This window comes from Acinetobacter sp. AOR14_HL, assembly GCF_027855175.1.
GTDB lineage: Bacteria > Pseudomonadota > Gammaproteobacteria > Pseudomonadales > Moraxellaceae > Acinetobacter > Acinetobacter calcoaceticus.
In genome coordinates, this window is sequence record NZ_JAKTII010000008.1 from 62,268 (window position 1) to 83,048 (window position 20,781).

The window sequence follows — 20,781 nt, forward strand, 5'->3', positions numbered from 1 at the left end:
TCTAATTATAAAATAGTGCTAAGAAGTAGCGTGAAAGACAAACCCAACACCGAAATAATGGTTTCTAATACTGACCAAGTTTTGAGTGTCTGCCCTACTGTCATACCAAAATATTCTTTGATTAACCAAAATCCTGCATCATTTACATGAGAGAAAACTAATGAACCTGACCCTGTGGCAAGTACTAAAAGTTCAGGTCTAACGGTAACACCAGCTGTAGCAGCAATCGGAGCGACAATACTACAAGCAGTAGCCATAGCGACTGTTGCCGATCCTGTTGCTAAACGAATCAATGCTGCAACTAACCAGCCTAACAATAAAGGTGACAAATTTGCCTTCAAGGCTGTAGAAACGATCTCATTAGAAATACCACTGTCACGCAAAATACCGCCAAAACCGCCACCAGCACCGACAATCAACATAATTCCGGCAATAGAAGCCAAACAACCGCCACAGAATTTTTCGATCTGTTCACGGTTAAAGCCCTGCATCGTACCAAAGGTAATAAAGCTGACCAGTACGGCAATAAGCAATGCGATATCAGAAGTACCAATGAAACGTAGTAAGTCATTTGCGAAAGTTTGTGGTGCGAAGAAAAGATCAGCCCAACTTCCGATTAACATTAATACGACAGGTAACATAATCGTAAATAAGGTAATTCCAAAGCTTGGTAGCTCACGAGTTTCTTTCTTATCTACCTCAACAAATTGCTTAAACAATGGATTGTTCTCAGGCAATTTGACATATTTGTTGATCCATAATGCATACAACGGCCCTGCAACAATCGCCGTTGGTACGCCCACTAACAAACTGTAGGCAATTGTTTTACCAATATCAGCGTGATATGCCTGTACTGCCAACAACGCTGCCGGATGTGGTGGAATCAAACCATGCACAACGGACAACCCTGCAACCATAGGCAAACCTACGACCAATAACGACTTGCCCGTTCTTTTGGCAATGTTAAAAGCAATTGGAATAAGGAGTACGAAGCCCACTTCGAAAAATACGGGCAGCCCCACAATAAGGGCAATGAACATCATGGCCCAGTGAATATTTTTCTCACCGAACCATTTAATTAAAGTAATTGCTATTCGCTCTGCACCACCCGACTCGGCCATCATTTTACCGAGCATTGTTCCGAGTGCGATTACAATCGCAAGGTGACCCAAGGTTTTACCGGTACCAGCTTCGTAAGATTTAACAATGTCGCCCATTGGCATGCCAACAGCTAAAGCTAAACCGAGTGAAACAATAATAAGAACTAGAAATGGATAAATTCTGAACTTCGCGATCATGACCACTAAAGCAATAATCGCGATTACAGTATAGATAAGCAACATGCCACCCTGAACCGTCTCCATGTGACATTTCTCCTTGGAGTAACTATCTAGGCAACTAAGCCCAAATAAAGGTCTTCAACCAGGATAATTCCTACTGTTGAGACACTAATTTTTTATATTTAGGTATGACCAGCATCACTACTGGTCATATCGACATAAGCTCTAAAGCACATCAAACGCACTTCATTTTTATAAATATTTACTACACTTAATCAGCTCTCAACTGACTAGCCAATTGTGCCAAGCGAGTAATTTCCGCCCAATCTTGTGAAGCAACTGCCGCTTTCGGTGTTAACCACGAACCACCAACACACACCACATTTGGTTGCTTCAAGAAGTCCGGAGCTGTCTCTACAGTAATGCCACCTGTAGGGCAAAAACGTAGGTTTGGAAATGGACCATAAAATGCTTTTAGCATCTCGACTCCACCCGCTTGCTGAGCTGGAAAGAACTTCACAATCTCATAACCTAATTCAATTGCCTGAATCAGGTCACTTGGCGTCATCACACCCGGTAACAAAGGCAAACCAGCATCTTGCGCAGCCAAATGTAAATCTTTAGTCAAACCTGGTGACACACCAAATTGAGCACCAGCTTTTTTGGCTTGAGCACAATGTTCTGGTTTGGTAATGGTACCGACACCGACCACAATGTCATCTGCCAACTGGCTCGCACGCTCAATAGCGGCAAGGCCTGCTGCAGTACGTAACGTAATTTCCAATACTTTCACGCCACCAGTGTGCAGCGCGCGTGATACATGCTCACCTTGCTCGGCAGACTCAAATGCCAGTACCGGAATCACTGGCCCTAATTGAACAACATCTTCAATCTTAATCATTACTTTTCTATTCCTATTATTATTAAAGTCTAAGGTTGAACGATTTCACCAACCAAAGCACCAAACACAGAAGCACCATGCTCAGCTGGGGCAGCAGCTGCACGGAATACACCAAATAATTCACGGCCAAAGCCGACTTCGTTTTCTGCCTGATGTTCAGGTTGTGCAACAGGGCGTGACTGCCAAACAGCTTCATCTAACTCAATATCGAGTACACCAGCTTCAGCATCAATCACCAACATATCTCCCGTTTGCACTTTAGCAATCGGACCGTTCAGCAAAGCCTCTGGAGATAAATGAATCACCGCGGGAACTTTGCCTGAAGCACCTGACATGCGGCCATCGGTTACTAATGCCACATGGAAACCTTGATCTTGTAAAACACCTAATACAGGGGTTAAACGATGTAGCTCTGGCATACCATTCGCACGTGCGCCTTGGAAGCGAACAACAGCAATGAAATCACGGTGTAACTCTCCACGATCAAATGCAGCTTGCACTGCTTCTTGAGAATCAAACACGATTGCAGGTGCTTTAACTTTACGATGTTCTGGAGCAACGGCAGAGATCTTGATCACACCACGTCCTAAACGCCCTTGCATTAAACGTAAACCACCATCTGGTTGGAATGGCTCATCGAAACTACGCAAAACTTTGTCATCAAGGCTTTGAACCACGCCATCAACCCAAGTGAGCTTACCGTCGATCAGTTTTGGTTCTTTGGTGTAATGGTATAAACCCTTACCTGCAACGGTAGTCACATCGTTATGCAACAAACCAGCTTCAAGCAAATTACGAATGAGGAAAGCAACCCCACCCGCAGCCTGGAAATGGTTTACATCGGCCTTACCATTTGGATAAATTTTGGCTAACAATGGAACAACGGCAGACAATTCATCAAAGTCATCCCAGTCAATCAAGATGCCAGCAGCACGGGCAATCGCAATAAGATGCAAAGTATGGTTAGTTGATCCACCTGTGGCTAATAACGCCACAATGCCGTTTATAATTGCTTTTTCATCAACGACATGACCAATCGGCGTGTAGTTTCCGCGCTCAACGGTTAAATCAAGTACACGAATCGCAGCTTCTGCGGTGAGGGCATCACGTAATGGTGTGTGAGGATGAACAAATGCAGCACTTGGAAGGTGTAAACCCATCACTTCCATCAACATTTGATTACTGTTGGCTGTACCATAAAATGTACAAGTACCTTGTCCGTGATAGGCTGCTGATTCAGCTTCAAGCAAAGCATCGCGCCCAACTTCACCTGTTGCGAATTGCTGACGGATTTTGGCTTTATCGTCATTAGATAACCCACTTGTCATTGGTCCCGCAGGCACAAAAATGGTAGGTAAATAACCAAACTGCAAAGCACCAATTAACAACCCTGGCACAATCTTGTCGCAAACACCCAGACATAATGCTGCATCAAACATGTTATGAGACAATGCAATCGCTGTGCTCATCGCAATGGTTTCACGAGAGAACAATGATAGTTCCATGCCAGCATTACCTTGAGTAATACCGTCACACATCGCTGGCACACCGCCAGCAAATTGCGCTACACCACCATTTTCACGAGCGGCTGTTTTAATTAGATCTGGAAATGTTTTATAGGGTGCATGTGCCGAGAGCATTTCGTTATATGAAGATACAATGCCAATATTTGGCTCACGGCCTACTTTAATAATTAATTTTTCATTATCTTCCATGCTGGCAAAACCATGAGCCAGATTGGCACATGAGAGTGCACCACGAGCAGGAAATTTGCCTTGTGCATGTTCAATACGTTGTAAATATGCAGAACGAGTTTTTTGACTACGCGCAATTACGCGCTCGGTAACTTTTGCCAGTATGGGGTTCGGCAAGTCCATGCAGGACGCTCCTGTACAACCGGATAAGCCGGAAAATAAAAATAAACCAAATGATATATTTTTCTGATCATTTGAAAAAGGATGAATAATATTATTCAGGCGAAAAGCGACATGCAACCCTAGGCAATGCTGTTTTAATGACCTCATCATAGACCTTAAAGGTATAGCAAGCTTAGGTTTTAGACCAAAAACCTATTTAAAAACTCACTATATTTATGCTTAAACCGCACTTCAGAAATTATGGTAAAATTATTGTAATATCAACACTATGAAACACATTGAACAATATCTAGATAATAAGCTTTTCATACTATTTTTTAGTTCTAATAAGCCTATGTTTTATTCTTTATAATTCTCATTCCTACTATTAATTCTTAATTTCAATTACGTATATTATTTGTAATATATTTTTCAAATTTAATTAAAGAGACTTCTGCCCTCTTAATAAAGAATCAATACCCAACATTTAAAATCAAATTTGATTCAAGCTTATTTTTCATAAATGTATACAAAAAACTCGTTTGCATCCTTATAAAAAAACAAGGAATACAGTGATTAAGCTTTATACTGAATAAATATTAGTTACAAATAATTTGATGGTCGATAGTGCTTAAGTCTAATGGGCTAAAGTCTATCTTGGACAGAAAAACAACACATGTTAAAACATGACAACCCGTTCAACCTGTATCTGAAAATAATACATTTTGAACAGGAAGTTAGGAAAACTATTTTAAATCAGGACGTGGGTATTTCAACGTGGCTACATCAGTATTAGTTATCAATTGCGGCTCTTCATCTATTAAATACGCACTAGTTTCAGAACGTCGTGAAGATCGTATTTACGGTTTAGCAGAAAACTTGGGGGCAGCCGATGCTCGTATTAAGGGAGTGACTGTTGGTGGTGAACCACTTGAACTTGCTATCCCTTATGCTGATCATGCCAAAGCTTTAGAAACTTTACTTGCACGTCTTGCCAACTACAAACCACAGGCAATCGGCCATCGTGTTGTACACGGCGGTAGTTTAACTAAAGCCGAATTACTCACTCCTGAAATTATTGAACGTATTCGCGCTGCGACCCCTTTAGCTCCTCTTCACAACCCAGCACATTTAATCGGTATTGACGCAACCGTACGCCTATTTCCTGAATTACCTCAAGTTGCAGTCTTCGACACAGCATTCCATCAAACCATGCCACCGCATGCCTACCGTTATGCAATTCCTAAGTTCTTATATACCGAACATAACGTCCGTCGTTATGGCTTCCATGGTACAAGCCATGCCTATGTGTCTGACCGAGCAAGCGAACTTGCAGGCAATCTGAAAAAAGGTGGTTGGTTAACAGCACATCTAGGAAACGGCAGTTCAACTTGTGCAGTATGGAACGGACAAAGTGTTGATACTTCTATGGGCCTTACTCCACTTGAAGGTGTGGTTATGGGAACCCGTAGTGGTGACGTTGACCCAAGCTTACATAGCTTCCTTGCGAAAAACCTCGGTTGGGATCTCGCTAAAATTGATAAAGTTTTAAATAACGAAAGTGGCTTACTTGGCTTATCGCAATTGTCTAATGACATGCGCACAGTCATTGAAGCAGCAGAAATTGGTAATGAAGATGCTTGCCTTGCAATTGAAGTGTTTAGTTATCGCCTTGCAAAATCACTTGCTGCCTTAAGCTGCGGCCTACCAACTTTAGACGGCCTCATTTTCACAGGTGGTATTGGTGAAAACTCGGCATATATTCGTGAAAAAACTTTAGCGTATTTACCTCATTTTGGTTTGCAGCTCGACAAAGATCAAAACAACAACTTAAAACGTGGTACTGAAGGCCGAATCGACAATGGAACAGGTCCGCAAATTTGGGTCATTCCAACAGATGAAGAAGGCCGTATTGCCAAAGAAACCCGTCAAGTTGTTGAAGCGGCAGGAACTACAGCATCTGTAGCGAGCCTTGCTTAATCAGATCTTAGCGAAAACTCGATATTCATTTATTTATAGGTTTATATGAATACAATTTTATTGATTCCTACAGGTGAAGGGGTTGGTTTAACCTCTGCCTGCCTAGGCATGATTTACGCACTTGATTGCAACGGGATTAAAGCAGGCTTTTTAAAACCATTTTCTCAAGAAAACCAAGAGCATCTTGACCGAACAACTTCTTTATTTGGTCACTTATTTCAAGGTAAAACTGTTCAATCTATTTCGCATGAAAAATTAACTCAGCTTATTGCCGCTGGGGAAGTGGATGAATTACTTGAAGAAGCTGTGAGTCTACATCGCAGTGTTGCAGCAGACCATGATGTCATTATTGTGGAAGGTTTATTACCAAACGGACAAGACCACTTCGCAAGTGAACTCAACGCAAGTCTTGCACAAGCACTTGATGCAGAAGTCGTATTGGTCAGTACAGCAGATATTCAAAATCCGAAAAAAGCCGCAGAAAAAGTAGATGCTCATTTACGCCAATTTGGTGGTGCAGCTTCAAATCGTACTGCGGGTGTACTCTTTATGCGTACCCGTGGATTAACCGAAGAAACAGCACAAATTCCTGTCGCGTTTGATCCATCATTACGCCCAACAGAAGACATCGCAAAATTTACGACCGAATTGCAAAAATATAATCGCTATTTTGGTTCTAGCGATTTACCGATTATTGGTTTAGTTCCATTTAGTAATACGCTGAGCGTACCTAGAACCCTAGATATTGCGAATGTGATTGATGGGCAATGGGTACATCAAGGTGAAGCTAAAACACGCCGTATTTTGCATTCAAGTTTAATTGCTTCAAGCATTGAATATGAACTCAATAAATTTATTGCAGGCGAGTTGATTATTAGTGCGTCTGAGCGTACAGACGTATTACTGGCAAGTAGTTTGGCGACCAGCAATGGTATTCCTCTGGCAGGTTTGGTTCTTACTGAACGTGAAGCACCAGCTCCTGAGCTTTTAGAGTTTTGCCAAAATGCGATCAAGCAAGGCTTACCAATATTACATACACGTCTCAATACACTAGAAACTGCTCAGCGTTTATCTGATTTTGGTAATGAAATTCCTGTCGATGATACTGAACGTGCAGAGCAAGTGACTCGTTTTGTTTCAAGTCATATTGATGTCGAATGGCTTAAGCAGCACAGTAACAATGCAGCTACCCCTCGCCTGTCTCCATCGGCTTTTCGTCATGAACTGGTGCAAAAATCGATTGCAGCGAAAAAACGAATTGTACTGCCTGAAGGTGATGAACCACGCACAATTCAAGCTGCAGCCATTTGTCAGGCACGTGGTATTGCTGACTGTATTTTACTGGCAAAACCAGAGGCTGTTCAGGATGTTGCAAAAGCCCGTGGTATTGAATTACCAGCCGGATTAGCAATTATTGATCCAGATAGCATTCGCGACCAATATGTAGCGCCAATGGTCGAGCTGCGCAAAGGTAAACTCAACGAGCTTCAGGCAAAGGAACAACTTCAAGACACCGTAGTACTCGGTACGATGATGTTAGCCTTAGACGAAGTAGATGGCCTAGTTTCTGGCGCAGTACACACCACAGCAAATACGGTCCGCCCTGCATTCCAGCTCATCAAAACAGCCCCTGAATATTCACTGGTTTCATCTATCTTCTTTATGCTTTTACCAGATGAAGTTTATGTGTACGGTGACTGTGCAATTAACCCAGACCCTACCGCAGAACAACTGGCTGAAATTGCGATTCAGTCTGCTGACTCGGCTAAAGCTTTTGGAATTGACCCACGTATTGCCATGATCAGTTATTCAACTGGAACATCTGGCACAGGTGCTGATGTTGAGAAGGTACAACAAGCAACTCAAATTGCTCAGCAACGTCGCCCTGATTTACTTATTGATGGTCCACTTCAATACGATGCTGCTTCAGTTGAAAGTGTTGGACGCCAAAAAGCACCAGACTCGCGAGTTGCAGGTCGTGCCAATGTATTTATTTTCCCTGACTTAAATACGGGTAATACGACTTATAAAGCAGTACAACGTGCTGCAAATGTTGTGAGCGTTGGACCAATGTTGCAAGGTCTAAACAAACCTGTAAATGACTTGTCTCGTGGAGCATTGGTAGATGACATCGTGTTTACCATTGCATTAACAGCAATTCAGGCTGAACAGCAAGCTGCTGCTAAATAACTAATAATTTGATCCGCTTCTACCTCTCGCCATTTGATGTCCGCTCAAATGGCTTTTTTTATTTTAATCGTTTCAAAATAAATAATTTCCTATCTCTGACATTTAAATGCCCCCTATATAGTCTTATGCGACTTTCGGTCAAAAGATCAACCAATCTCCCACAAAACTATCTTTTTGTCATATAATTTAGCCCGCTAGCTAACAGCCCGCTCAAGAGATTTTTTGGTATGACAACGATTATCAAACAAGATGACTTGATTACATCAATCAAGGACGCCCTACAGTTTATTTCGTACTATCACCCGCAAGACTTCATCCAAGCGATGAGCCGTGCTTATGATCGCGAAGAAAACCAAGCTGCAAAGGATGCAATTGCACAGATTTTAATTAACTCTCGCATGTGTGCGGAAGGTCATCGTCCAATTTGCCAAGATACTGGTATTGTTAACGTTTTCCTTGAAGTGGGTTTAGATGTTAAATTTGATTTAACAATGAGCTTAGACGATGCAGTAAATGAAGGTGTTCGCCAAGGTTACCTTGAAAATAGCAACGTTCTTCGTGCATCAGTACTTGCTGACCCTGCATTTGGTCGCAAAAACACAAAAGATAATACCCCTGCTGTAATTCACTACAAACTCGTTCCGGGTAACAAAGTAGATATTACTGTTGCTGCTAAAGGTGGCGGTTCAGAAAATAAATCTAAACTTGCGATGCTTAACCCATCTGACTCGATTGTTGATTGGGTACTTAAAACTGTACCAACAATGGGTGCAGGCTGGTGTCCTCCAGGTATGCTCGGTATTGGTATTGGTGGTACTGCTGAAAAAGCCATGATGCTTGCTAAAGAAGCGCTCATGGAAGAAATCAACATGGACGAATTACTTCGCCGTGGACCAGAAAACAAAATCGAAGAACTTCGTATCGAAATCTTTGAAAAAGTAAACGCACTTGGTATTGGTGCACAAGGTCTTGGCGGTTTAACAACTGTTCTTGATATTAAAATTAAAGATTACCCATGTCACGCTGCTGGTAAACCAGTAGGTATGATTCCTAACTGTGCTGCTACTCGTCATGCGCACTTTCAGCTTGATGGTTCAGGTGTAGCTCATATTCAGGCACCAAAACTTGAAGATTACCCATCTGTAACTTGGGATTCTTCAAAATCTAAACGTGTAAACCTTGATACCATTACTCAAGCAGAAATGGATTCTTGGAAACCAGGTGACACATTACTCCTTAGCGGAACAATGTATACAGGTCGTGATGCTGCGCACAAACGTATGGTTGAAATGATCGACAACGGTGAAGAATTACCAGTTGATCTTAAAGGTAAGTTTATTTACTACGTTGGCCCTGTTGATCCAGTGGGTGACGAAGTTGTTGGCCCTGCTGGTCCTACAACTGCAACACGTATGGATAAATTCACACGTAAAGTACTTGAGCATACTGGCTTGTTTGGCATGATCGGTAAAGCTGATCGTGGTCCTACAGCAATTGAAGCAATCAAAGACAACAAAGCAACTTACTTAATGGCAGTTGGTGGTGCAGCTTACCTTGTATCTAAAGCTGTTCGCGAAGCTGAAGTTGTTGCATTTGCAGACTTAGGTATGGAAGCAATCTACAAATTCGTAGTTGAAGATATGCCTGTTTCTGTTGCAGTTGATGTAAACGGTACTTCAATTCATGCAATTGCTCCAAAAATCTGGCAAGCGAAAATTGGAAAAATTCCAGTAGTCGATGCTGCGGCAGGCTAATCGAGAAAAGCACCGAATTCGGTGCTTTTTTTATACCTTCTTTTTTTATTTTAAAATCTGAAAAGAATTGTAACAATTAGGTCGCTAATCTGTGCTATTAATAAATGCACTCTCTCGCCATATATTGAATATAGGTCATTTCATGACTATTCGCCCTATTCTTAAAAATCTTTCAATTAGCCTCTGCCTAAGCTGTATTACGACAAGCTTATTTGCTTCTCCTGCCAAATTAAGTTCAGTAAAAGAACTCATGCAAATGAGCCAAATTGATTACTTACTTAAAGAATCAATTAATGAATTAACGCCTTATTATGATCAACAGGCAGAACAGATCGTTAGTAATATCACGGGTATCAAAACTTTAGGTCCCAAAGAAAAAGAAGCTGCTAAAAAGCTCGGCTTACTATTGAAAGATTCAAGCAATCAACTGATCAGCAATCCTAAAACAGCACAAGCTTTACAAGATATTTATTTAAAGACATATTCTGAAGAAGAGATTCAAGCGAATCTTAAATTTTTAAAAACTCCAGAAGGCCAATCGATTACACGTAAAAACGTGCAGATTATGGGGCAAATTTCAGAATATATGATGGAGTTAGGACAGCAGACATTTAATGATCCTAAAGCAAGGGATCATATGCAAGAAGAGATGCTTAAAATTATTGCTCCACTCATGAAAGATAAAGAAAAGTCTTAACTTTTCTTTATCTTTTGCAAGTCATTACCAAGTTAAAGGATTCCATAATTTAAAGGGTTTAATCAGATGTACATCTGATTTTTCATCATATTTGGCAGGTTTTAATTCTTGTGGTTTATGTCGAATCTTGCCTGAAGCGTCTTCTGCTACAAAGTTGTAGCTTGAAGATTTCAACTCGGTAAAGGCAATTTCTCTACGGCCAATATTATCTTGCATTAACATAAATGGGCCAGTGTGTTCATCTCGGTCCATTTTATTTTCTTCATCATATTTCAAATAATAAGACGTTCCTGCCTCAACAGTTATATCCATATATTTTGGCTCTTGAAAATGAATACCAAGTAAAGGGCGGCTCGCAGAAAGGCGATAAGTCCCTGCTGGCAATTCAATCCAATAATAATGGTTATGTAGTAGGCTTGGAATTCGCTTGCCATTTACAAACAGGTTAATCGCCGCGATTTCCTGACGATTCCATTTTGTATCTGGTCGATAGAGATAAACAACAGCAGCTTGTGCATTTTGGGGTTTGATTGGGACAAATGTCTGACCCAATTTTTGATTAACCCAACCACCCACGGCAAAACCACCTACGTGATATTGGTCTAATAGTCCGGGTTCTTTTTCAATATCGACTTTAGGTAAGGTTGCAGTCAATTCACCCGTATTTTTTTCTAAATGAGATGAACTTTGACAGCCCACAAACAGTCCGGCACAGCACAAAGATACGATTAAATAACGCATGGCATCCCTCAAAGCGTTTTGTTTTTGATTTATTTTTTACAACGCAAAACTATGCGTATTTTGTATTTTTAAGATTAACACCACGCACATAAATTGAAAACAAAAAAAGCATGAATCACTAACGCGATTCATGCTTTTTAGATGAATGAAATCTATGCAGACTTCGAATCAATAACCTTTAAATCTGCCTTAGCAACACTTTCATGCGTTGCAGCTTCTTTAGGTTGACGCTCTGCTGTATAAACAGGTTCTGCTTCACCATTGATCACTGCTTCATTAATAATGACTGTCCCAACGTCAGTACGACTTGGTAAATCATACATGGTTTCAAGCAGTACGTTCTCCATAATAGAACGTAAACCACGCGCACCCGTATTGCGTTCAAGTGCTTTCTTCGCGATAGCACGCAATGCAGAATCTTCAAAGATCAGATCAACATTTTCCATAGTGAAAAGATATTGATACTGGCGAGTTAATGCATTTTTTGGCTCAGTCAAAATTTGCATTAATGCTTCTTCATCCAACTCTTCAAGTGTCGCAATCACTGGTAAACGACCAATGAATTCTGGAATTAAACCAAATTTCACTAAGTCGGTTGGCTCAACCTGACGGAACAATTCAGCAAGTTTTTTGGTTTCATCTTTGTTTTTAACATCAGCTGTAAAACCAATACCGCCTTTCTCTTGACGCTGCTGTACAATTTTTTCCAAACCAGAAAATGCACCACCACAAATAAACAAGATATTCGAGGTGTCAATTTGGATAAACTCTTGCTGCGGATGCTTACGCCCACCTTGCGGAGGAATAGAAGCCACTGTCCCTTCAATCATTTTTAACAATGCTTGTTGTACACCTTCACCAGAAACATCACGCGTAATTGACGGGTTTTCAGATTTACGAGTAATCTTGTCAATTTCGTCAATATAGATAATGCCCTTCTGAGCTTTTTCTACATCGTAGTCTGCTTTTTGCAAAAGCTTTTGTACAATATTTTCAACATCTTCGCCCACATAACCAGCTTCGGTTAATGTCGTTGCATCTGCCATTGCAAATGGAACATCTAAAAGGCGAGCTAATGTTTGCGCAAGTAAAGTTTTACCCGAACCTGTAGGTCCAATCAGTAGAATGTTACTTTTAGCAATTTCTACTTCTTTAGACACATGGCCATTATGACCAACTTTTAGGCGTTTATAATGGTTATAAACCGCAACAGATAATGTCTTTTTGGCAAGATCTTGACCAATCACATATTGATCAAGCGCAGCACGTATTTCATGTGGTTTTGGCAATGCCTTACTCGCCCAGTCCCCTGCTTCAACCTGTTGGCTGGTTTGTACAAGGTCTAAGCAGACATCCACACATTCATTACAAATATATGCGTCCTCACCTGCAATCAGTTTCCCGACTTCAGACTGCGTTTTACCGCAAAATGAACAATGTTTTTGTCCTTGAGGATGTTCGGACATATTCACTCCACAAATAGAATCTTAAATATTAGGGCAAGATGCACTGCATAAATAACTAAATGGAGATCTTTTTCAACATCTCAAGTTATTTACATCAGAAGGTCCTTATGGACGCTTACTTAACACCTGATCAACTAAACCATATTCTTTAGCAGACTGTGCTGTCATAAAGTTATCACGGTCAGTATCACGAGCAACTGTTTCGTAGTCTTGACCACTGTGCTCTGCCATTAAGCGGTTTAAACGTTCTTTAATAAATAGAATTTCACGCGCATGAATTTCAATATCCGATGCTTGACCGCGGAAACCACCTAATGGTTGATGAATCATGACACGCGCATTTTCTAAACAATAGCGTTTGCCTTTAGCACCAGCATTTAACAAGAATGCACCCATTGAAGCAGCTTGACCCATACAATATGTCACGACATCAGGTTTAATAAACTGCATCGTGTCATAAATAGCCATGCCCGCTGTCACAGATCCACCTGGAGAATTGATATAAAGGTGGATATCTTTATCAGGGTTTTCAGCTTCTAAAAACAACATTTGGGCAACAATCAGATTTGCCATGTTGTCTTCAACTTCACCTGTTAAGAAAATGACGCGCTCACGTAAAAGGCGTGAATAAATATCAAAAGAACGTTCGCCGCGAGAAGATTGTTCAACCACAACAGGAACTAAAGCATTTTCAATTGTTGGAACATACATACGTTATTTATTCCTAAATTTTTTGTGACTTAACCTATGGCAACAATATGCGGGATAATTTCTCAAATTGCAAAAGGTTCGCACTGAAATATTATATTATTTATACCTAAGTACTTAATGTCGCACTCAAATTAACCACATAGTGAAAAACAAAAAAGGCGCCTAAAGCGCCTTTTTCTGACTTCTTAAAAGATTAGCCCATACGGCGAGCTTGTTGTTCTTTTAACAAATCATCGTAAGATACAGCTTTGTCAGTCACTTTAGCAGCAGCTAAGATGTGATCAACAACTTGATCTTCTAATACAACTGCTTCGATTTGAGCACGTTGTTGAGCATCATTTTTGAAGTATTCAATCACTTCAGTTGGATCTTCGTAAGAAGAAGCCATGTCGTCAATGTAAGCATCAACGCGAGTTTGATCAACTTCAAGTTTAGCGTCAGCTAAAACTTTGCTCACCAATACGCCAAGCTTAACAGAACGCTCTGCTTGCTCTTTGAACAATTCGTCAGGAAGCATGCTCTTGTCAAAAGATTGCGCGCCTGCACCACCGAACTGTTGAGTGAACTGTTGAACCATTTGTTGACGTTGACGGTCAATTTCTTGAGCAACCATTGCAGTTGGAACTTCAACTTCGTTCGCAGCAACAAGTGCATCAAAAGCAGCTTGTTTAACTTGGTTACGTAAACCATTGCGAACTTCACGTTCCATATTCTTGCGAACGTCAGCTTTTAACTTCTCAACGCCTTCTTCTTCAGTTACACCAAAGATTTTCAAGAATTCAGCATCAATTTCTGGAAGTTTTGATTTTTCAACTTGCTTCACAGTGATTTTGAACTGCGCTGCTTTACCAGCCAAGTTTTCAGCTTGGTAGTCTTCAGGGAAAGTAACATCGATTACTTTCTCTTCGCCAGCTTTCATGCCAATGATGCCGTCTTCGAAGCCAGGAATCATACGACCTGAACCTAACACAAGTTTAAAGTCTTCAGCAGAACCGCCTTCAAACTTCTCACCATCGATAGTGCCTTCAAAGTCAAAAGTCACTTGCATGTCTTTTTTCGCCATGCCCTTGGTAACAGCCCAAGTTTGACGTTGTTTTTGCAAGTTTTCGATCATAGCGTCAACGTCAGCATCTTTAATTTCAGCTGTTTTACGTTCAACTTCTAAACCGTCAAATGCTTGTACTGTAACTTCTGGATAAACTTCTACAGTCGCTTCAAAAACTAAAGCATCTTCTTTATGTTCAACTTTATCAATGTTCGGCATTCCTACCGCATTGATTTTTTCTTGTTGAATTGCTTCAAAAACGCTATCACGAATGATGTCATTTACAACTTCTTGATAAATGCCCGCACCGTATTCGCGACGAACAACGTTTTCAGGTACTTTACCTGGACGGAAGCCGTTGATCTTCACAGTTTTGGCAGTGCGCTTCAAACGAGCTTCAAATTGCTCGTTAATACGGCTCGTCGGTACAGAAACATTTAAACGACGGGCAACGCCCGAAACCGCTTCAGTCGTTACTTGCATGGCTTCCTCGATAAAAATTAGTGAGTAGGAACAGTTTTTTTAAAAGTGCTGTATTATATGACAACTTTCAAGATATACAAAATTAACCGACCACTTCATTTAAGTGAAGGTCATTATTCTCGTAAATTTCACAGTAATTTTATGATTCTTTAAATATTTTTCATAAAGCCTTAAGTAAAACTAATTTTTTAGTTATTCTTCATAAATCTAAAATTACAATCAAAGTTCAAGTTTAATCGCTTTTACAAACAATTACTAAGAATCAGTAGATTAGCTGCATAAATGCACATTCAACCATTCGATTATTCATATTTTCTTCATAATTCAATTGGCAAATCCAATTAACACAAACTGTACATATAAATAAGAATTATTATTATTCGCATAACCTTTTAGTTTTAGAGTCCTGAAGTCATGTCTTTGATTAGAACACGTAAAAAAATTGTTTCTTCTGCGATAGCTTCTTCGCTATCAATGATTGCAACAACAGCCATGGCACAAGAAGCAATTTCACAATTACCAACGATTCATACTCAAGCGACTCAAGAAGAATCTTTAAAAGTAGATCAGTCAGCCAACTCTAAACTCGTAGCTCCCCTCAAAGATACGCCCAAATCAGTCTCTATTCTTTCTCAAAAATTAATTAAAGATACAAATTCTAATACCCTACTCGAAGCTTTACGTTATGAACCAGGCATTACTTTAGGTGCTGGTGAAGGTGGTACTCCATTTACAGATATGCCTTACATTCGTGGCTATAGCGCTCAATCTTCTGTATATGTTGATGGTGTTCGTAATTCGACTTCTCAAAACCGCGATATGTTTGCCATTGAACAAGTTGAAGTGATTAAAGGCTCTTCTTCTGCCCTTGGCGGTGGCGGCGGTGTAGGTGGAAGTATTAACTTAATCCCTAAAGTAGCCCACGAAGGTGACGTTTACCAAGGTAGTGTTCAAGGTGGTACTGACAACTATCGCCATATCCAACTTGATGCCAACAAAGACTTTGGTAACGGCATTGCTGGTCGTGTTGTTATCATGGGCCATGAAAATGAAAAAGCTGGTCAAAGTAACGGAGCTGAATATGCTCGTGCAGGTATTGCATCAAGTCTTGCATTTGGTCTAGATACAGCAACTCGTGGAACACTTAGCTACTACTATTTACGCAGTAATGATGAACCAGATGCGGGTATTCCCTTTCTTCCTGTTGGTGGAAAGCCAATTGATGTAAAACAAGGGACATATTATGGTTGGAAAGAGCGTGATTTTGATAAACGTGAAAACCACATTGGTACGTTTAAATTAGAGCAAGATCTTGCTGATGATTTAACATTATCAAATACAATGTCTTATACAAAATCTAAATCAGATTACATCTATACAAATGCAGATGACTCTAAAGGCAACGTCACAAAAAATGGAACCATTTCTCGCCGTGCTTTAAGTCGTATAGTGGATACTGATGCATATAGTGATCAGCTTGCGTTAAAAGGAAAATTCAATACTGGCGCACTTAAGCACTCTTTTAATACAGGTGCTGAGTGGAGCTATCAAGAATCAAGTCAAGGTGTTTATACTTTTACCGATGGTTCTGGTACCACGTCTACAGTCCATGATACAAATTGCTTAACAAATAGTGCTCTTTCGAATGGTTGGTGTACATCAGTAAATAATCCAATGAATGGGGCATTTACAGATATTTTGGGTAGCATCGCAAATCAGTATACAACTCGCAGCCGTACCGTTTCTTTATATGCCTTAGATAGCATCGAATTTAATCCTCAATGGCTTTTAAATTTAGGTGTGCGCTGGGATAAATTCGAAACTGAACGTAAATATAATAAAAATATTTATAAAACCGATAAAGATATCGATAAAAAGAGTACTAGCGGTAATTATACAAACGATGTAAACATCGCAGCTGGTCAGAAATTTGAAAATGACAGTGACTACTTCTCTTATCAAGCTGGTCTAGTTTATAAACCAACTGAAAATGGCAGTATCTATGCAAGCTTTGCAACTTCTGCTAACCCTGTTGGTGTAGACCAAGGTGATGGCGCAGATGCACTATCTACATCTTCTCAGCAGGCAAATGATTTAGACCCAGAAAAAGCACGTACCTTCGAAATAGGAACAAAATGGGATCTATTTAATAACAGAGCAAACCTAACTGCTGCAATCTTCCGTACAGAGAAACAAAACACTCGTATCGCCATAGATGCCAACACCTCAACTAATGCAGGTGAAAGTAAAGTTGATGGCTTCGAGGTTGGATTTAACGGTAAAGTAACTGACAAATGGGAAGTTTCAGCTGGCTATAGTTATTTAGACAGCGAACTCACAAAAGCGGCTTACAACGCAGTTGCTCAAGAAGGTAAACCATTACCGTTTGTAGCTAAAAATAGTGCTACTTTATGGTCTACTTATCGAGTACTGCCTAAGTTAACTTTAGGTGCAGGTGCAGAGTATCGTGACAAAGTGTTTACTAATACAAACACAGGTGCAACGATGCTTGAAGAGAAGTATTTACCAACGTATACCATTTACAACGCGATGGCTAAATACGACGTCAACAAGAACGTAAACTTACAGCTTAATATTAACAATATTTCTGATAAGCGCTATTTCACAAGTGCTCACCCAGCTCACTACGCGTTTGAAGGTATTGGCCGTAATGCAGTATTAGCAATTAACTTTAAGTACTAAGTTTAAATTCCATAATTTATTTATGGAATTAATTAAAGTTCATATAAGATAGCCTCATCACGAGGCTATTTTTATAAATGAAATATCTATTTAAAGGTGTTTGCTGTGATTCATCATATCCCTAATGTTTTAAGCAAAGAGCAAGTTGCCGAGTTTCGTAAACTCATGAAAGAAGCCAACTGGGTGGGAGGAAAAGTTACTGCTGGCACTCTATCGGCTTCAGTTAAAAGAAATCAGCAACTCTCTGAACAAGATCCACTTACACATCATTTAAGTGATATTGTGATTAAAGCAATTTGGCAAAATCTTGTGTTTCAGGCCGCAGCCCTACCCCACAAAATTATTCCACCACTTTTTAATCGATATGATGAACATGAAAGCTTTGGCTTCCATGTAGATAACTCAATTCGTCTTATCCGTGGTACTTCTGAGCAAATTCGTACCGATTTATCTTGTACATTATTTTTAAGTGAACCTGATGAATATGAAGGTGGTGATCTGGTTATTGAAGATACTTATGGTTATCACGAAGTCAAATTACCAGCAGGTGATGTCGTACTCTATCCCTCTACTAGCTTACATGAGGTAAGTAGTATTACATCAGGTACTCGATTTGCTTCTTTTTTCTGGGTTCAAAGTCTGGTCCGTGATGATAGTAAACGACACCTTTTATTTAATTTAGATGAAAGTATCAGAGCACTGCGTAAGACACACGGTGATAGTTATTCTGAAGTTATGAAACTCACCAACATTTACCACAACTTAATTCGCATGTGGTCAGAACTGTAACTACATTTATTTTTGCCTTATTGAGATGACGTAATCTTTTTTCCCTTAATAAGGCAAAATAACGAAAAATATTTTCCACAAATTAGAAATTAGCGCAAAATTAGAAAATTATTTTCTAATTTCCGAGATTAAAATTATTATAAGAATTTTGCACAACGTGTAATCATTGTTTAGATGTGATATATCTAAATGATAAACATATTAGCAAACCACCAAACTTATTATTTCACGGTCTAGAGATGAAAACGAATTACTTGTTTGCCCAGCCTACTCAAGCAAGACATCATCTGCAACTCCTGATGCTGCGCCACGCGCGCGTATAAATATTTTGTCTGCTTTTTAAGCAGCACTTCGAAATTACCTTTAATTTTTCTCAATTAGATACCATATATAACCGTAGAGACGTTGCCTTTTAAATATATCCAGAGCAACCGCGCTACGAGACAAGGAGTTTTCTCATGATGTTGGCTGACCCAAGCAAAAAATACCGCCGTATGTACCAACGAGTGGATTTACCAGATCGCCAATGGCCAAATAACGAAATTACAAAAGCGCCAATCTGGATGAGCACCGATTTACGTGACGGTAACCAAGCAATTTTTGAACCAATGGACATGGAACAAAAATTCAAAATGTTCAAAATGCTTGTAAAAATCGGTTTTAAGCATATTGAAATCGGCTTCCCTTCTGCATCTCAAATCGACTTCGATTTTACCCGTATGTTGATTGAAGAAAATCATATTCCGGATGACGTATACATTGAGGTTCTAGTTCAGGCACGTGACCATTTAATTGAACGTACTTTTGAATCTTTGGCAGGTGCTAAACGTGCGATTGTGCATATTTATAACTCTAATTCTCCAACCTTCCGCCAAAAGGTGTTGAATGTAGATGTTAATGGTGCAAAACAATTAGCAATTAATGCAGCTCAAAAAGTTAAAGAGTACGCTGCACAATATCCTCAAACTGACTGGATTTTTCAGTACAGCCCAGAGTGTTTCTCTGCAACAGAATTAGAAGTCGCTAAAGATGTCTGTGATGCCGTCACAGAAATTTGGGATGCACGTCCAGATCATAAAGTTATTTTAAACTTACCTGCGACTGTAGAAGTTTCTACGCCAAATGTTTATGCAGACCAAATTGAATGGATGCATCGTAATTTGGCACGTCGTGATGGCGTGATCATTTCTGTTCACTGTCACAATGACCGCGGCTGTGGTATTGCTGCATCAGAACTTGCAATTATGGCGGGTGCTGACCGTGTTGAAGGATGTGTGTTTGGTAATGGCGAACGTACAGGTAACGTTGACGTTGCAGCGATTGCATTGAACATGTATACCCAAGGTGTAGCGCCAGAGTTAGATTTCTCTAACATTAATGAAGTGATTGCAACGGTTGAAGAATGTACTGGTTTACCTGTACACCCTCGTCACCCATATGCAGGCGACTTGGTATTTACTGCATTCTCTGGTTCACATCAGGATGCAATCAAAAAAGGCTTTGAGTACCAGAAAAACGAAGAAATCTGGGATATGCCTTACTTACCAATCGACCCGAAAGATTTGGGCCGCGACTACGATGCAGTTATTCGTGTAAACAGCCAGTCTGGTAAAGGCGGTATCGCTTACTTATTAGAAGCGAACTACAACGTTGTGTTGCCTCGTCGTTTACAAATCGAGTTCAGTCAGGTTGTTCAACAATATGCTGATGATAATGGTACAGAAATTAATGCAAAAGAAATCTGGACCTTATTTAAAGACACGTATGTTGATGTGAAAAACCATCATTACACAGTTAAAAACTACAGATTATCTGACATTAATGGTACTCAAATCATCGAACTTGATGTTGATGTCGAAGGTGAAACACAACAACTTCGTGGTGAAGGTAACGGACCGATTTCTGCATTCTTAAATGCACTTCAGTTACCAATTGACGTATTGAACTATGAAGAACGCAGTATTAGTTCAGGTGCAAATGCCAAAGCGTTAACCTTAATTGAACTTCAAGTCAAAGGTACAGGCAGAGGTTCATTTGGTGCTGGTGTTCATGACAATACAGTCACCTCATCAATTGAAGCAATTATTGCATGTACTAACCGTTTGATTGATCAAGGCGTTTTAAGTACAGATCAGGTTGTTGCCGCTGCTGTTTAATTAAAAAAAGACTTTGGAAAGGATACCTA

The 20,781-nt window shown here is 40.0% G+C and carries 15 protein-coding genes; 8 read left to right on the forward strand and 7 right to left on the reverse strand.

The window, feature by feature from the left end:
- Positions 1–5 precede the first annotated feature (5 nt).
- The 3 genes from MKL38_RS08615 to edd all read right to left on the reverse strand — a co-directional run bounded on the left by MKL38_RS08615 (position 6) and on the right by edd (position 4,058).
- Positions 6–1,364: a GntT/GntP/DsdX family permease gene (locus MKL38_RS08615; RefSeq protein ID WP_056482915.1), complete on the reverse strand. Its 1,359-nt coding sequence runs from the start codon at positions 1,362–1,364 to the stop codon at positions 6–8.
- 187 nt (positions 1,365–1,551) lie between these two features.
- Positions 1,552–2,181, reverse strand: a complete 630-nt coding sequence (eda, locus tag MKL38_RS08620; protein ID WP_005044873.1) for a bifunctional 4-hydroxy-2-oxoglutarate aldolase/2-dehydro-3-deoxy-phosphogluconate aldolase — start codon at positions 2,179–2,181, stop codon at positions 1,552–1,554.
- Positions 2,182–2,210: 29 nt separating this feature from the next.
- Positions 2,211–4,058: a phosphogluconate dehydratase gene (edd, locus tag MKL38_RS08625; protein WP_005036947.1), complete on the reverse strand. Its 1,848-nt coding sequence runs from the start codon at positions 4,056–4,058 to the stop codon at positions 2,211–2,213.
- 655 nt (positions 4,059–4,713) lie between these two features.
- Between edd and MKL38_RS08630 the strand changes: the two genes are divergently transcribed.
- The 5 genes from MKL38_RS08630 (at position 4,714) to MKL38_RS08650 (ending at position 10,658) form a co-directional block, all read left to right on the forward strand.
- Positions 4,714–4,833, forward strand: coding sequence for a hypothetical protein (locus tag MKL38_RS08630; protein WP_080026271.1), 120 nt, complete (start codon positions 4,714–4,716; stop codon positions 4,831–4,833).
- The gene (locus tag MKL38_RS08635) at positions 4,815–6,017 is read left to right on the forward strand and encodes an acetate/propionate family kinase (protein WP_017391295.1); all 1,203 of its coding nucleotides are present in this window, start codon (positions 4,815–4,817) and stop codon (positions 6,015–6,017) included. Before MKL38_RS08630 ends, MKL38_RS08635 begins: the two co-directional genes overlap by 19 nt.
- 45 nt (positions 6,018–6,062) lie before the next feature.
- A complete protein-coding gene (pta, locus tag MKL38_RS08640) occupies positions 6,063–8,207 on the forward strand; it encodes a phosphate acetyltransferase (RefSeq protein WP_270903061.1) in 2,145 nt (714 codons plus the stop codon).
- A gap of 227 nt (positions 8,208–8,434) precedes the next feature.
- Positions 8,435–9,961 carry a fumarate hydratase gene (locus tag MKL38_RS08645; protein ID WP_004641080.1) on the forward strand — a complete coding sequence of 509 codons (1,527 nt, stop codon included), beginning with the start codon at positions 8,435–8,437 and terminating at the stop codon, positions 9,959–9,961.
- A gap of 142 nt (positions 9,962–10,103) precedes the next feature.
- Positions 10,104–10,658, forward strand: coding sequence for a DUF2059 domain-containing protein (locus tag MKL38_RS08650; protein ID WP_003654848.1), 555 nt, complete (start codon positions 10,104–10,106; stop codon positions 10,656–10,658).
- 24 nt (positions 10,659–10,682) lie between these two features.
- Here MKL38_RS08650 and MKL38_RS08655 read toward each other — a convergent pair whose 3' ends face one another.
- The 4 genes from MKL38_RS08655 to tig form a co-directional block, all read right to left on the reverse strand.
- A complete protein-coding gene (locus MKL38_RS08655) occupies positions 10,683–11,399 on the reverse strand; it encodes a DUF2846 domain-containing protein (protein WP_151743509.1) in 717 nt (238 codons plus the stop codon).
- A 152-nt stretch (positions 11,400–11,551) separates the two neighbouring features.
- The gene (gene clpX / locus MKL38_RS08660) at positions 11,552–12,865 is read right to left on the reverse strand and encodes an ATP-dependent Clp protease ATP-binding subunit ClpX (RefSeq protein ID WP_270903062.1); all 1,314 of its coding nucleotides are present in this window, start codon (positions 12,863–12,865) and stop codon (positions 11,552–11,554) included.
- A 105-nt stretch (positions 12,866–12,970) separates the two neighbouring features.
- A complete protein-coding gene (gene clpP, locus MKL38_RS08665; RefSeq protein ID WP_003654845.1) occupies positions 12,971–13,576 on the reverse strand; it encodes an ATP-dependent Clp endopeptidase proteolytic subunit ClpP in 606 nt (201 codons plus the stop codon).
- A gap of 193 nt (positions 13,577–13,769) precedes the next feature.
- Complete coding sequence (gene tig, locus MKL38_RS08670) at positions 13,770–15,104, reverse strand: trigger factor (RefSeq protein WP_005036955.1); 1,335 nt, start codon at positions 15,102–15,104, stop codon at positions 13,770–13,772.
- 414 nt (positions 15,105–15,518) lie between these two features.
- Between tig and MKL38_RS08675 the strand changes: the two genes are divergently transcribed.
- The 3 genes from MKL38_RS08675 to leuA all read left to right on the forward strand — a co-directional run bounded on the left by MKL38_RS08675 (position 15,519) and on the right by leuA (position 20,752).
- A complete protein-coding gene (locus tag MKL38_RS08675; protein WP_270903063.1) occupies positions 15,519–17,807 on the forward strand; it encodes a TonB-dependent receptor in 2,289 nt (762 codons plus the stop codon).
- Positions 17,808–17,912: 105 nt separating this feature from the next.
- Entirely contained in the window at positions 17,913–18,596 is a 684-nt protein-coding gene (locus tag MKL38_RS08680; protein ID WP_270903064.1) for a Fe2+-dependent dioxygenase, read from the forward strand.
- 458 nt (positions 18,597–19,054) lie between these two features.
- Positions 19,055–20,752, forward strand: a complete 1,698-nt coding sequence (gene leuA, locus MKL38_RS08685) for a 2-isopropylmalate synthase (protein ID WP_004641067.1) — start codon at positions 19,055–19,057, stop codon at positions 20,750–20,752.
- The last annotated feature ends 29 nt before the right edge of the window (positions 20,753–20,781 follow it).